Genomic DNA, 13,650 nt, shown 5'->3' on the forward strand with positions numbered 1-13,650 from the left:
TTTTTCAATTCGCAGGCGGGGTTGCTCCCGCGGCAAACAAATCGCGCACGGCAATTTGAAATTCGGGCAGCAGCGGTTCGCTCAAAATTTCGCTCCCGGCCAGAATGCCTTTCAACACGAGCCCGTAGGCGGTGGCGTGGTAAACCTCCACGTTGTCGTAACGCGGGTCCACCATCCACAACCGCGGGAGCCGGGTGTCCTCGTAGATTTGCTTCTTGAGGACGGTGTCGACGCGGTGGTCGTCCGAACTGACGATTTCCACGGCGAGCCAGAGGCGGTTGTTGGCGGTGGTGACCAGGGCGAGGTCCGGCCGGAGGGCGTGCTGCGAATTGAGTTGAATCCGCGTCCGGACGGGCAGGAGGCGGGTGCCGCCCAGGTTGGCCACGCTGGCGAGGAGAGTGGCGTGGAGGCGGGCGCAGAGGCGTTCGTGGCGTTCGCCCGGCGCCAGGCGCAGGTGGGGTTCGCCATACAACAACTCATCGTAAGGCTCGGTCATGCGTGGTGCAGCACGTTACGGAGGAAGCGTCCGGTGTGCGAGCGTTTGTTCCGGGCGACGGCTTCGGGCGTGCCGGCGCAAACAATCCGGCCGCCGCCTTCGCCGCCTTCGGGACCGAGGTCAATGACCCAGTCCGCTTCGGCCACGAGATCCAGATTGTGCTCGATGACGATTACGGTGTGCCCGGCGTCCACCAGCCGTTGAATCACGTCCACCAGCCGGCGCACGTCGGCCATGTGCAGGCCGATGGTGGGCTCTTCGAGAATGAACAGGTTGCGGGCCGGGGATTTCGCGGCCCGCAACGGCGCTTCCGCGGGACCGGGTCGCAGACCGGACAAGAGATGGGAAACGAGTTTCACGCGCTGGGCTTCGCCGCCGCTCAACGTCGGGCTCGTCTGGCCGAGCTTGAGGTAATCCAGTCCCGTGTCGTGGAGCGCCTGCAACGCGCGATGAATCTTGCGGTGCGCCGCGAAGAAGTTCAGCGCCTCCTCGACCGAAAGATCCAGCACCTGGGCGATGTTTTTGCCGGCGTATTGGATGTCGAGCGTTTCCTGGTTGAACCGCGTGCCGTTGCAGGTTTCGCACCGCACAAAGGCCGGCGGCAGGAAGTTCATTTCAAGTTTGATGACGCCTGCGCCTTCGCATTCGGGGCATCGCCCCTGCGCGCTGTTGAACGAGAACCGGCTCCCCGTGTAACCGCGCATCCGCGCCTCCGGCACCTGGGCGAACAACTGGCGGATGTCGTCGAAGAAGCCGACGTAGGTGGCGGGAATCGAGCGCGGCGTGCGGCCGATGGGCGACTGGTCCACTTCATAGACCGCGGCGATGGATTCGCAGCCCGTCAGCCCGGGCAGGCGTTTGGTTCCGGCCGCGGCGCGCGCGGGGCCGCGGCCCTTCTGGAGCGCCGTTTGCAGCGCGGGCAACAGGCATTCGCGAATCAACGTGCTCTTGCCCGAGCCGCTGACGCCGGTGACGCAGATGAACCGGCCCAGCGGAAAACGCACGGTCAGATCACGCAGATTGTTTTTCGCGGCGTGTTGCAACGTCAGCCAGGCGGAACCGGACGGTGCGGCGTTGCGCTTCGCCTGCGGACGTTCGCTGGCTGTGACCGGCCGCCGCGCGCCGCGGGCCGGATAGCGTTTCTCCGCCTGGGCGCGCAGGCATTGGCCGGTGAGGGAATCCTGATGGCGCAGCAGCTCCGGCAACGTCCCGCTCGCCACGACCTGACCGCCGTGAACGCCGGCGCCGGGGCCCAGGTCGATGACGTAATCCGCGCGGCGCATCGTGTCTTCGTCGTGCTCCACCACGAGCACGGAATTGCCGCGCGCCCGCAGCCGTTCGAGCGTGTTGAGCAACTGTTCGTTGTCGCGGGTGTGCAGGCCGATGGTGGGCTCGTCGAGAACGTAAAGCACGCCGCTGAGATTGGAACCCAGCTGTGCCGCGAGGCGGATCCGCTGGCCTTCACCGCCCGAAAGCGTGGGCACGCCGCGTCCCAGTTGCAGGTAGCCGAGCCCGACTTCGTTCAGGAAGCGCAGCCGCTCGTGAATTTCCGGCAGGATGTCGCGGGCGATGGCGGCTGCACGCGCATCGAACTTGAGCGTGGCAAAAAACCGGGCGGCGGCTTCCACGTCCAGGGCGGACAGAACGTCAATGGTCGGAGCGGCACGGCGTGAAGTTCCCGCCAACCGCACGGCGCGGGCCACGGGATTCAAGCGCGCCCCGTGGCATTCGGGGCAAACCTCCCGCTCCTGCGCCCAGCTCCACCAGCTTTCCTCGACCGAATCGGCGTTCGCCCCGCGCTCAACCTCGGGCAGGTAGAACAATTCGCCGAAGCCGCGGCATTTGGGACACCAGCCCGCGGGGGAGTTGTAGCTGAAATTCTTCGGGTCCAGCGGCTCAAAGGCGCGCTGGCACGACGGACAGACGCGTTCGGTGCTGTGCACGGACACGCGGCCGCGCCGGTCCAGCGCGAGCAGGGTGCCGTTGCCCAACTTCAAGGTTTCGGCGATCAACTGAGCAGCCGATTTCTCCGCGGCGACGGGGAGACGCGAAGATTTTGGCCCGCCTTTCCTCTGCGCCGCGGCGCCGCCGGGGTTCAAAATGCCCGTCACCACCTCGACGTCGTGTTCTTTGAAACGGTCCAGACGCAACGGTTCCCGGGTTGGACGCAATTTGCCATCGGCGCGAATTTCCGCGTAACCATGCTTGGCGGCCCATTCGCCGACGTCGGTGTGGAAGCCCTTGCGCCGTTTGACCACCGGCGCCAGCAGGCGGAGCGGCCCGCGCGGCTTCAGGGCTGCGCGCAGCTGCGCTTCAACTTCGTCATGGGTTTGCGGCCGCACGGCGACCTGGCAATCCGGACAATACTGCGTGCCGAGCCGGGCGAAGAGCAGGCGGACGAAATGATAAATCTCCGTGACGGTGGCGACGGTGCTTTTGCCGCCGCCGCGCGTGGTGCGCTGTTCGATGCTGACCGTGGGCGGCAGACCGTCGATCAGGTCCACGTCGGGACGCGCCATCTGTTCGACGAACTGGCGCGCGTAGGCGCTCATGGAGTCCAGGAACCGCCGCTGGCCCTCGGCAAAGATGAGATCGAAGGCGAGCGTGCTCTTGCCCGAGCCGCTGACGCCGGTGACGACGACGAACTTCCCGCGCGGAATGGCGAGCGAAATGTTCTTCAGGTTGTGCTCGCGGGCGCCGAGGATTTGGATGGTGTCTTCGCGGTTCACTTCACAATGAGGAAAAAGCCGGTGAATTGATAAGCCTCGTGCAGGTCGGCCGGCGACATGATTTCACGGCCTCGCATCGGGTCGCCAACAATGTAATTGGAGCCATCCCGACCGAGGATGGGAATGAAATGTCCGGTGCCGTAGCCCGCCGTCACGCCGGCAATCGCAGGATAGGGCAGGGCTTCGCCGGTGGGGGAGCGTTCCGCGAATTCCGCGGTCAGCCCGTGTCGTCGCAGCGCGCGCGCGAGATACCAGTTTTCGGTGCCGCGCTCGGACGTAAAGCACTCGTGCGCCAGCGTGTGTTCATCCAGGTTCACTCCGGCCAGGCGGGCCAGGGTGGCGGCGCTGGCCGGGCCGCAAGTTGAGGGCGTGGATTGGCGGCAGACGCCCTGTGTCCAGCCGTTGGACGAAGCGGGCAGGTGCAGGGGGCGCAACACGGGCTTCAAGTAGGGCAGGCACAGGGCAAAGCCAAAAATCACGGGAAAACCGAAGGCGCTGGTGGCTTTTTGCAGCCGTGGCCGGCGGGTTCGGGTGCTCTGCAACATTCCGGCCAGCAGTCCCATGCCGGCGCCAGTCAGTTCGGTGCCGGGCATCGCGCGAAAGCGATACAACCAAAGCGGTTCACCGAGGAGTTTGAAGTAATACAGCGCGAAGACCAGGCCGGGCAACGCCAGCACGACGGCCGTGGCCCAAAGGAGGGCCGGTGAGCTGGACGATTTCCGGGCCAGCCAGTTTCCCAGCAGAAAAAGCAAAACGCCCAGGGCGGCGGTTGGCCAGAACAGGGGGTTCATGTGCGTTTGGCCTTTCCCTGTTCGCTGGCGCGTAGTTCGCCCAGTAAAAATTTTCCGGTGTGACTGGTGGCGCAGCGGGCGATGTCGGCCGGGGTGCCCGTGGCCACGACTTTTCCCCCGTCAACTCCCGCTTCCGGCCCCAGATCAATGACCCAATCCGCCGCCCTGATGACGTCCAGATTGTGCTCGATCACGAGCACCGAATGCCCGGCCGTTACGAGCCGTTGAAAAACCGCCAGCAGCACGCGCACATCGTCGAAGTGCAGGCCGGTGGTGGGTTCGTCAAAGATGAACAAGGTGCCGTGGGTGGAACCGGCCGGTTGGACGGACTCCCCGAGGGCGGCTTCGGCCAGGTGCGCGGCGAGCTTGAGGCGCTGGCTCTCGCCGCCGCTGAGCGTGTTGATGGGCTGGCCCAGTTGCAGGTAACCGAGCCCCACATCCTGCAACAATCGCAGCGCCGTGATCGCGCGGCGGGCGGGTTTGGAATCGGCAAAACTGCCGAAGAAACCGGCGGCTTCATCGACCGTGGCTTCCAGGGCGTCTGCAATCGACCACTCCAACGCGGTCGCGGCGACGGCAGGCGTGGAGCGGATTTTGACCTCGAGAATATGCGGGCGGTAACGCCGGCCGTTGCAGTCCGGACAGCGGATGAACACGTCGCTCAGGAACTGCATTTCAATCTTTTCAAAGCCGGCCCCGCGGCAGCGTTCACACTGGCCCACGGCCGAGTTGAAGCTGAACGCGCTGGCGTTCAGGCCGCGTTGGCGGGCCGCTTCAGATTGCGCGAACACCTCGCGAACATGCTCGAAGGCGCCCGTGTAAACGGCGGGGTTCGAGCGCGGCGTCTTGCCCAGCGCCGACTGGTCCACCAGCAGCACGCGCGCGAGCGGTTTGGCGCCGGTGAGCTGATGCGCGGCCGGCCCGGCACTTTCAGCTTCGGGACCCTCCTCGCGTTCGGTGACATCAAGCCGGTCGGATGCCTTGGCCAGTTCCCGGTCGGCGCCCAGCGCGGCCTGCACGGCGGGAAAAAGGAGTTCGCGAACCAGCGTGGTCTTGCCGGAACCGCTCACCCCGCTGACCACGACCAGCCGGCCCAAGGGAATTTCCACCGTGACGTCATTGAGATTATGGCGCGTGGCGTGGCTGAGCTTGAGCCGCGGGGTGCTCTTGTCCGTGGGCCGCAACTGCGACGGTTCAACGCGCTTGCGTTCGCTGAGATATTGGCCGGTCAGACTGCTCCGGCTCTTCAGAATCTCACGGAACGTCCCTTGGAAGACGAGTTCGCCGCCGGTGGCGCCGTGCCCGGGGCCAAGATCCACAATCTGGTCCGCGGCGCGCATGACGCTGGCTTCGTGTTCCACAACGACCACGGTGTTCCCGTGATCGCGAAGCTGTTCGAGCAGCCGCACCAGCCGGGCGGTATCGCGTGGATGCAAACCGACGCTGGGCTCATCCAGGACGAACAGCGTGTTGACCAGCCGCGTGCCGAGGCAGGTGGTGAGGTTGACGCGTTCCGTTTCGCCGCCGGAAAGTGTGCGCGTCGGGCGGTCCAGCGTCAGATAACCGAGGCCGACCTCGACGAGGTATTGCAGGCGGGCGCGGACTTCATCGAGCGCGACGGCGAGCGCGGATTGTGCGTTGCGCTGGGCCGCAGGTTGCGTTCGGGCGAGCGATTCGACCAGGGCCAGCGCGTCGGAAATGGGCAGCGCGTAAAAGTCGGCCAAACTCAGCGACGCAGGAGGATGAAAGCCGGAGGCTGGATTTTTATCGTCGGGGTTATCCTCCCGTTTCACCCGGCCGGCTTCACTTGGGATTCGATAGAGCAGGGCGTCGCGGTTCAAACGGCCGCCGTGACATTCCGGGCAGCGCGTGTAGGCGCGGTAACGCGACAGCAGCACGCGCACGTGCATTTTGTAGGATTTGCTCTCCAGCCAGCGGAAATATCCCTTCACGCCATACCAAGCCCGCGGCCATTCGTGGTCCCTGTCGCTGCCGTAACCGGGGTCGCCGTTGATGACCCAGTCCTGGTGCGCGGCGGACAACTGATTGAACGGGACGTTCGTCGGGACTTTGCGGAGCCTGCAGAACTTGAGCAAGTCCGCCTGGCACTCCGCGCTGAAGCCGCTCTGCCAGGGACGCACGGCGCCTTCGGTGAGCGTTTTGCGGCGGTCGGGCAGGGCGAGGTCGTAGTCAATCGAGATGATGCGCCCAAAGCCCTTGCACGCCGGACAGGCGCCGAGCGGATGATTGAAGCTGAACAGCGCAGGCGACGGCTCGCGGTAATCGAGATCGCATGTCGCACAGTGAAAACCCTGGCTGAATAAACGCGGCCCCCGGAGCGCGGCGGGCGGAACGGATGCGTCCAACTCCCAAATCGCCAGTTTGCCCTTGCCGAAGTGATACGCCTGTTCGCAGGCCTCGACGAACCGGGCGCGGTTGGCGGCGGCGAGCCTGACGCGGTCCTGGATGATTGTGAGTGCGGCCCGCGGCGGGCGCAGCGCGGCATGGGCGGCGGCCTCGTCGAGGCGGATGATTTCTCCGTCAATCAGGAGCCGTTGAAATCCTTGTTTCGCGATCAGCGCGAGGGATTCCTCCAGCGAAAGCTTTTCCGACAAGGGCACGTCAAAGGTGATCAGCCATTCCGCATTTCGCACTCCGCACTCCGCACTCAACCGCTCCCAGATGAATTGCGGCGGCTCCTTGCGCACCGGTTGTCCGCATTGACGGCAGTGCAGCCGGGCGAAACGCGGCCACAGGAGCTTCAGATAGTCGCAGATTTCGGTCATGGTGCCGACCGTGGAGCGGGTGGTGCGGACGGCGTTGCGTTGTTCGATGGCGATGGCGGGCGGAATGCCGGTGATCTGGTCCACGCGCGGCTTGTCCATGCGGTCGAAAAACTGCCGCGCGTAGGGCGAGAAGGTTTCGATGTAGCGGCGCTGGCCCTCGGCGAACAAGGTGTCGAAGGCGAGCGAACTCTTGCCCGACCCGCTCAAACCGGTGACGACGATGAGCCGGTGGAGCGGCAGATCGAGGTCGAATCCCTTGAGATTGTTGTGGCGGACACCGCGGAGATGGATGTGGCCGCCAGCCTTCGCCTGTGACATCGCCGCGGAATGTAGCGGCGGGCGGAGGCGTGTCAAATTCCGGCGCCGTCTTTTGCATCCGGTCGGACGGAATGCGGGAGCCGCAACGAAAGCGCCGGCGTCGCCCCGGAGGATTCCGGGACAACGCCGACGGGCGAAGTGACCACGAACAGGGGGTCAGCGGTTGCCGCGGTGGCCGTAATCCTCTTTCTCACGGGCCGGATAAAGACTGCCGAACAGGCCATGAGCCTCGCCGCCGGGGCCGGCCGTGAAATAGACCGCATCTTCATCGCCCCCACGGTCGCCGTTGCCCACCAGCAACGCCCAGAGTCCCTCAATGACGATCGGCCCCTCGTGTTCGCCTTTGAGATAGCCGCGGAATTTGCCTTCGGCGTCGAAGGTCATGATGGTGCCGCTGCCGAAATTGCCGACGAGCAATTCCCCGGCGTGTTTGCCGAATGATGCCGGTGCCAGGGCCAGCCCCCACGGCGAATTGAGTTCCTGCAACCGCCCGCCGGCGGCGGAACCGGTGGCGAATCGGTGGAACGCACCCGTTTCCGGGTTCAAGACATCGATCAGGCCGTGGCCGCGGCCGGGCACATCATCTTCCTTGTTCGCGTCCTGCATGGCGTAGGTGACAAAGATCAGCCCGTCGAGCGACTGGACGTTGAAGGGCGCATAGCCGGCGGGTGCGTGCGGGTCGGCGAACTGCGCGACCAGTTGCATCGTGCCATTGTAGGCATCGATGGTTCCTTCGGCAAAATTCGCGGCCAGCAACAATGGTCCGTTGGCCGTGTCCGCCAGCGCAACGCCCTTGTAATTCGCGCCCGGGCGGGTGGCCAGCACCTCGGCCGTCACGCCCAGGCTCGTCCGCCAGCCGGAGATGGTTCCATCTTCACTGACGAAAATGAAGGCATTCGTGTTGAAGCTGGCCGTGTTGTTGAACAACTGTCCGGTCAGGCTGCCTTCACCGGGAATGGCCACCGTCAGGCCGAGCTTGGTCACGTGCTCCACGTTGGCCGTGTCGTTGGTAACCAGGTAAAGTGTGGAAACGCCGGTGCCGTTGTCGCTGACCCAGAACGGCGTGGTGGGCCCGGCGGAGAGCCCCCACGCGTTGACGAGTGCGTCGTCCTGGAGCTGGGCGACCCCAGGCAGGTCCGAGACCAGGTTGACCTGGCGGAAATGCTCCTCGGCCTGGGCGGTGAGGGCGGCACACAGGAGGGCCAGCCACCACCCGCCGCCGGTTAAACGCCGGCGGGCCGGCACAGTTGGAATGGATTCAAGACGGACAATGTTTTTCATGCGGTGAATGTGTTGACGTTGTTTCTTGCTTGGTGCTCCTGCCACCACCCGGACAAACTCCGTCACACCGAAGCCGTTGCGTCCATCGACGGAAACCGCTTCGCCTTCCCATCCGGAGATCAGCAGGCAATACCGCAGGGTAAGAGCGGGCGGGCGGGACTTTGTTCCCATGCACGGCAATTTGCGGTCGCCGTGTGGGGAAAGAAGCAGAATGGGGGCTGCAAGGCACGCAACGCGACGCGGTTTCTGCGTTGGCTTTGCGCCTTACCGCGTCGATTGCCAGTGGGGCAGCTTCGGTGGGTTCGCTTGTGCGATTGCTGATCCAGCGAACCGGGGATTCAGTCGCAACGGCCGCTCAAAAAACGGTGCTGAGATATTTCTGGTAGAGCGGGCCCACCACCGGCATCGGCTTGCGTTCGCCCTTGATGGCCGCCACGAGCCCGAGCACCCACAACACCAGCATCGCGATGAGGAAGGCAAAATAGATCACGCCCGCCAGCAGGGCGGCGAGCGGCTTGCTCACGAGCGCCACGATGAAGCCCAACACGAGCACCACGATGAACACCGGGATCCAGCCCAGGAAGCCCGTGATGACGTAGCCGAGCACCTGGCGCAGGTGAAAGGCGCCCAGCTGCGTCTTCTTCTGCTGGTGCAGAATCAGCGCGACGATGAAACCCAGCAACGTGCAGTAGCTGAGAATCGCGACGGTCTTGTCTTCGGCGGTTTCGACCGGCGGCGTCGAGCCTTGCAGGGGAGGAGTGGCAGTTTCCATGATCGTTGTGTTTTGAGTTGGTTCGGTCGTTCCCATTGTTCCGGTTGCTCTGCGGGCGCAGCACCGGACTTGTGATCTGATTAGGTGCCCGAAAAGCTAGGCCGTCAGGCCCAACCGTCAAGCGGCGAATTGGGCCAGGCGCCAGCGGACCGCGGCTGTCCTCAGCCGCAGCACTCCCGAATGCCAGTGCACGTCCCGCAAAATTTGGACGGTCTTTCTGTCGGCGACCCGCTGCGGCTGGGGACAGCCGCGCTCCGGCACCTGCATGGGAGCGCCGGTCGCCAGACCGGCTTTCGAGGTTCAAATTCCAGGGCGCGCCTGGTTTGTCCCTTCATCCGGCAACCCGGCCGTTCGCTCCGCCTAAGCCGACGCGGACGTCGGCGCTCCTGAACAAATTCACCGCCGCCATCGCGCCGCATGGCGTTGCAACCGCCACGTCACGTAGCGCAGGTGCAGGACGGGATAAACATTCAGCGGCAGCTGCACCGCGACGCCCCAGACGATCAACGACCACTGCCCGTGCGCGGCCCACCACGCCAGCCACGGAACGCAACTCATCGCGGCCCACAGATGGACCGCCTCCGCGCGATAAATGCCGCGCAACACCGTGTCGAGCTGGCGTCCGGCGTCCACCAGATAGACTGTGCCACCCAAATGGCGGAGCGGCGTGCGACGCAATAGCCCGCCAAACCCGCGCACCCCCATCCAACGAAATCGGAGGACCGCAAACTCACTGGCGTTCACGCGCAACAGCGTCGCGGGAACTGGCAGCGGCATCGCCGATTGCAGCACGGCCACCCAGGCCGTGACCAGCACCATGACCAGCACCGCATGGACGGGAGAATGTTGACCGAAGGCCCGCGTGAAGGCGAACAACGCACCGCCGAAGGCGACCGTGCCGGCCGTCAAAACGATCAGACGGCGCACCGTGCTCTCGCCCGTGCGCTGCGAACACCGGCGATGCCACATCACCAGGGCGCCGGAGACGCCGCCCGCCAGGCTGGCTCCGAGGACATACCAATAGGCATCGGCATTCATACGCCGGGCGGTTCGTGGGGGCGAAACGGCGTGCTCGCTCCGGGGTGATGCGGGATGGCGAACCTGATTGCGGTGGCGGAACGGCTGCGCGGCGCATCGGAACCAAAACCAATCCCCTCGAAATCTTATCTACGCCCGGACGCCCACCGTGTCGAGCGTGTTCCTCATCCACCATTTCCAAAAACCCTGTGGCCAAGGCTCCGGGGTTTGCCCCTCACGCCGTCCGTTTTTCCCTCGGAGGGGTGGAAATTTCTCCGAACTGAACGTTGCGCCCTTTGAACTCTGGAACCCACCCCTGACCCCTCCCAGGAGGGGAACTGCGTTTCGCGCACGTTCTGTCCGGCGCCCCTTCCTGAAGAAGAACTGCGCTGCCAATGTATCCTGTCCCGCTCCCCTCTTGGGAGGGGTTGGGGGTGGGTTGGTTCAGGAGCAGGGTGGCCGGCGCGAAAAAAATGGCGCCCGGTGAAGGCCGGGCGCCATGGGGGTTGGTGGTTGGGGTATCGGAGAAACGCGACTGATTTCACGCGGCCATCTGCGGCACGGGTTCGCTCCAACTGCTCGGGCCGGCGGCGCCGACCACGTTGACCACGGTGTTATACACCTGGCCCGGCGTCAGGCCGGTGAACGTGTAGTTCGCTGCCGTGGATTGCCCCGTCTGCAACACCACGCCCGGATTCGCGGCGGACGTGAGCTGCCAGTTGTAAACCGCCGCGCCTGCCACTGGATTCGCCTTGGCGCGCAACTCACCCGTGCGCGGACCATACGTCACGGTGAGGTTGCTGGGCGGCTGCAACACGCCCACGGGCTGCCGCTGCGGCTTCTGCGGCGGAAACCCGCTGCTCAGCAGCACTGCCAGGTCGTCCGTGCAGTTGGCCTGCACGTAGATGGCCAGTTGCCGCACCAGTGCCACCAGCGCCGCGCGCTTCTGATTCTTGATGGCGGTCAGCGTCAGACCGCCATCCACCGCATTCGCCATCGCCGTGGCGAAGTCATCATTGGCCGTGCTCACGTCGGCCAGCGTCGGCGTGGGGGAGGGATAGCTGGCGTTGCTGGTCATGGCTGTCACGATGCCGTTTACCCGGTTGAACAGGGTGGCATCATTGTCCTTTAACAGGAACGAGACCGATGGTTTTACGATCATACCTTTACCTTTCTTGTTGGTTGTTGTTGGTTGTTTCCGTCATGCCGGCCATGGGGACCGGCGGGAGGGTCATTAGCAGAACGTCTGCCATCATGGTTAAAGTTAATGACGGCGAAAACCTGTAAGGTAACGTAAAGTCAACACCGCCAGACAACCGACGCTATCAGCCACCTGCAACCGTGGGATCGGTTCAGCCGTGCTCCGGCCCGGGAGTGCCAGTCTCCCGACCGGCTTTGGCCGGTCAAATTTCAGTGCCCGCCCGGCTTGCGATTCCATCCAAGCAACAAGGCCGTTTGTTTGGTTAAAGCCGACGTGGACGTCGGCGCTCCGGGGGGGGGCGCGCGGCCACGCTCGCGATGCGACGGTGGGAGATTCCGCAATCCCGAGATTTGCGCCTTGCGCCTCTGAGCCGGCGGACCGCGGCTGTCCCAGCCGCAGCACTTCCGAATGCCGGCGCACGTCCCGGAAAATCTTGCCGGTCTTTCTATCGGCGACGCGCTGCGGCTGGGGACAGCCGTGCTCCGGCCCGGGAGCGCCGGTCACCAGACTGGCATTCCGCAGCGCAAAAGAAACCGGCAAAACGACACCGGAGACGGTCAGAATCGCTTCGGAGACTTTCTGAAGCGCTCCGGAAACTGGCGGAAGGCGTCCGCAATATTTCTGAGAGGCTTTGCAACCTTTCCGAAAGGCTCCGCAATATTTCCAGGCGGCTTTGCAAGGTTTCCAAAAGGCTTCGCAATATTTCCGACGCGCTTGGCAACCTTTCCGATTGACCTGGAAAACTTGCGGAAAGGCTTCGCCATATTTCCGGTTGGCTCCGCAAGGTTGCAAAGAGGTTCCGCAAACCTGCCGGGCGACAAGGCAAAACAGCGCCCGGCGGACGCAATCAGTGGGCCGAAAATATTTTTTCAGCGCCCCCGGTTTGTCGCCCATGAGTTACAAATCGCGTGACTAGCGCGAGCGGCCGTTGGGTGGAGACGTGTCAAAGCGGGACAAGGTTGCCACGGCGGCGCCTAGAAATTGACAGCCCCTGGGAATTTGCCGTTGGCAGGGGGTGCCCCCATTGGCTATAAAGCCGGCCATTCCAGCAAAGGACAAGGAACGGGACATGGACTACCAACTACACTCCACGGGCGGGGAACCGACCATTTGGGCATTTGACTTGGGCAAGGCATCAATCGGCGAGGCCGTGCGGCAAGGGAACCGGTTTCTTCACAAGGCCTCATTGCTTATCCCCGCTGAGTTTGCTGAAACCAAGACTGCCGCCAACCGACGACGAATGTGGCGGACCCGTCAGGCACACAAAGCACGCGAAGCCTGGCTTGATGAAGTGATGCGCAAGGCTGGTATTGAGGTTTTGCAAGGCCGACGTGTGACGTGGAATGAAAAGGAAAAGAAATGGAATGTAACGCCCGGTGACCCACGGCTGGAGCGCGAGTTTGCCGCGCCGGGTGATGACACCTGCTATACCAGTTGTCTGCTCCGCATCAAATTGCTTCGCGGGGAAAAATTGGAGCCGTGGCAAATCTACAAGGCGCTCCACTCGGCGATTCAGCGGCGGGGATATGATTCAGATATTCCATGGAAGACGCGGGAACAACGCCGCAACGAGAAACCGGAAGATGAAGAAGGCGCAACGCTTACCCGAATGCAGGAGTTTGGAAAGCAACTCGCTGCAATGGCTGGCAGCAGAAAAGAGTATCACTGGCAATGCTACTTTGACGCTTGGCGAATGGGCCTGTGGAATCCCGCGCAGCCGGAAGAATTAAAAATGCGGCAGGACTGCCATGCACAGTCAACGCGCGGTCAGATTGTCCCCCGTAAACTCGTCGAAGACGAAGTGCGCGCGTTAGTTGATGCGGCTGCCAAGCAATTTCCAAAGCTGGAAGGCAAGGCTGATTATCTGTTGTTTGGCCCGCCGCTCAAACCCTACGCGTCATTTGACGCGAAGCTCCGCAAGCAATTTGGTCTGCGCGAGGGAGGTGCAAACGACTGGCAAGGTGTCGTCGGTCAGAAAATTCCACGCTTTGACAACCGCATCATTGGCAAGTGCGTGCTCATCCCACGCCTGAACGTCTGCAAGATTCGGAAGGATGGCAATGGTGACCTGCACCCGAAATCACGCATTGCTGCCGAAGTCGTCTTTTTAATGAAACTCAAAAACATGCGGCTCAAAGCGGGCAGCGCTGTTCGGGGATTGAAGGCGGAAGAAATCCGCCAGATTTTTGAAGATCCAAAGCGGACCAAACTCGGACTAACCGCAACTCAGTGGAAAAAATGGTGCGGCAAGTTTGGCGG

Annotated in this window: 10 protein-coding genes; 1 reads left to right on the forward strand and 9 read right to left on the reverse strand. The window is 63.5% G+C overall.

Annotation, left to right across the window (positions count from 1 at the left end; genetic code table 11):
• Positions 1–4: 4 nt before the first annotated feature.
• The 9 genes from VFV96_16945 to VFV96_16985 all read right to left on the reverse strand — a co-directional run bounded on the left by VFV96_16945 (position 5) and on the right by VFV96_16985 (position 12,285).
• On the reverse strand, positions 5–496 hold the full coding sequence (locus tag VFV96_16945; protein ID HEU5072093.1) for a Uma2 family endonuclease: 492 nt from the start codon (positions 494–496) through the stop codon (positions 5–7).
• On the reverse strand, positions 493–3,225 hold the full coding sequence (locus tag VFV96_16950) for an excinuclease ABC subunit A (protein ID HEU5072094.1): 2,733 nt from the start codon (positions 3,223–3,225) through the stop codon (positions 493–495). Before VFV96_16950 ends, VFV96_16945 begins: the two co-directional genes overlap by 4 nt.
• Positions 3,222–4,016 carry a cysteine peptidase family C39 domain-containing protein gene (locus VFV96_16955; GenBank protein HEU5072095.1) on the reverse strand — a complete coding sequence of 265 codons (795 nt, stop codon included), beginning with the start codon at positions 4,014–4,016 and terminating at the stop codon, positions 3,222–3,224. Before VFV96_16955 ends, VFV96_16950 begins: the two co-directional genes overlap by 4 nt.
• On the reverse strand, positions 4,013–7,120 hold the full coding sequence (uvrA, locus tag VFV96_16960) for an excinuclease ABC subunit UvrA (protein HEU5072096.1): 3,108 nt from the start codon (positions 7,118–7,120) through the stop codon (positions 4,013–4,015). Before uvrA ends, VFV96_16955 begins: the two co-directional genes overlap by 4 nt.
• Positions 7,121–7,276: 156 nt before the next feature.
• Complete coding sequence (locus VFV96_16965; GenBank protein HEU5072097.1) at positions 7,277–8,572, reverse strand: TIGR03118 family protein; 1,296 nt, start codon at positions 8,570–8,572, stop codon at positions 7,277–7,279.
• Positions 8,573–8,756: 184 nt separating this feature from the next.
• A complete protein-coding gene (locus VFV96_16970) occupies positions 8,757–9,173 on the reverse strand; it encodes a hypothetical protein (protein HEU5072098.1) in 417 nt (138 codons plus the stop codon).
• Positions 9,174–9,569: 396 nt separating this feature from the next.
• Positions 9,570–10,211, reverse strand: coding sequence for a hypothetical protein (locus VFV96_16975; protein ID HEU5072099.1), 642 nt, complete (start codon positions 10,209–10,211; stop codon positions 9,570–9,572).
• Between the two features lie 520 nt (positions 10,212–10,731).
• Positions 10,732–11,352, reverse strand: coding sequence for a hypothetical protein (locus VFV96_16980; GenBank protein HEU5072100.1), 621 nt, complete (start codon positions 11,350–11,352; stop codon positions 10,732–10,734).
• Positions 11,353–11,454: 102 nt separating this feature from the next.
• Positions 11,455–12,285: a hypothetical protein gene (locus VFV96_16985; GenBank protein HEU5072101.1), complete on the reverse strand. Its 831-nt coding sequence runs from the start codon at positions 12,283–12,285 to the stop codon at positions 11,455–11,457.
• Positions 12,286–12,460: 175 nt separating this feature from the next.
• Here VFV96_16985 and VFV96_16990 point away from each other — a divergent pair.
• Positions 12,461–13,650 (forward strand): hypothetical protein (locus VFV96_16990; GenBank protein ID HEU5072102.1); only part of this gene is annotated, 1,190 nt, incomplete at its 3' end.

It is taken from the genome of Verrucomicrobiia bacterium (genome assembly GCA_035765895.1).
Lineage (GTDB): Bacteria > Verrucomicrobiota > Verrucomicrobiia > Limisphaerales > DSYF01 > DSYF01.

What these genes read in the sequence shown, in the direction of transcription:
- VFV96_16945 (HEU5072093.1), bottom strand. Translation starts at nt 496, where the DNA reads ATGACCGAGCCTTACGATGAGTTGTTGTATGGCGAACCCCACCTGCGC.
- VFV96_16975 (HEU5072099.1), bottom strand. Translation starts at nt 10,211, where the DNA reads ATGAATGCCGATGCCTATTGGTATGTCCTCGGAGCCAGCCTGGCGGGC.
- VFV96_16955 (HEU5072095.1), bottom strand. Translation starts at nt 4,016, where the DNA reads ATGAACCCCCTGTTCTGGCCAACCGCCGCCCTGGGCGTTTTGCTTTTT.
- VFV96_16980 (HEU5072100.1), bottom strand. Translation starts at nt 11,352, where the DNA reads ATGATCGTAAAACCATCGGTCTCGTTCCTGTTAAAGGACAATGATGCC.
- VFV96_16970 (HEU5072098.1), bottom strand. Translation starts at nt 9,173, where the DNA reads ATGGAAACTGCCACTCCTCCCCTGCAAGGCTCGACGCCGCCGGTCGAA.
- VFV96_16985 (HEU5072101.1), bottom strand. Translation starts at nt 12,285, where the DNA reads ATGGGCGACAAACCGGGGGCGCTGAAAAAATATTTTCGGCCCACTGAT.
- uvrA (HEU5072096.1), bottom strand. Translation starts at nt 7,120, where the DNA reads ATGTCACAGGCGAAGGCTGGCGGCCACATCCATCTCCGCGGTGTCCGC.
- VFV96_16965 (HEU5072097.1), bottom strand. Translation starts at nt 8,572, where the DNA reads ATGGGAACAAAGTCCCGCCCGCCCGCTCTTACCCTGCGGTATTGCCTG.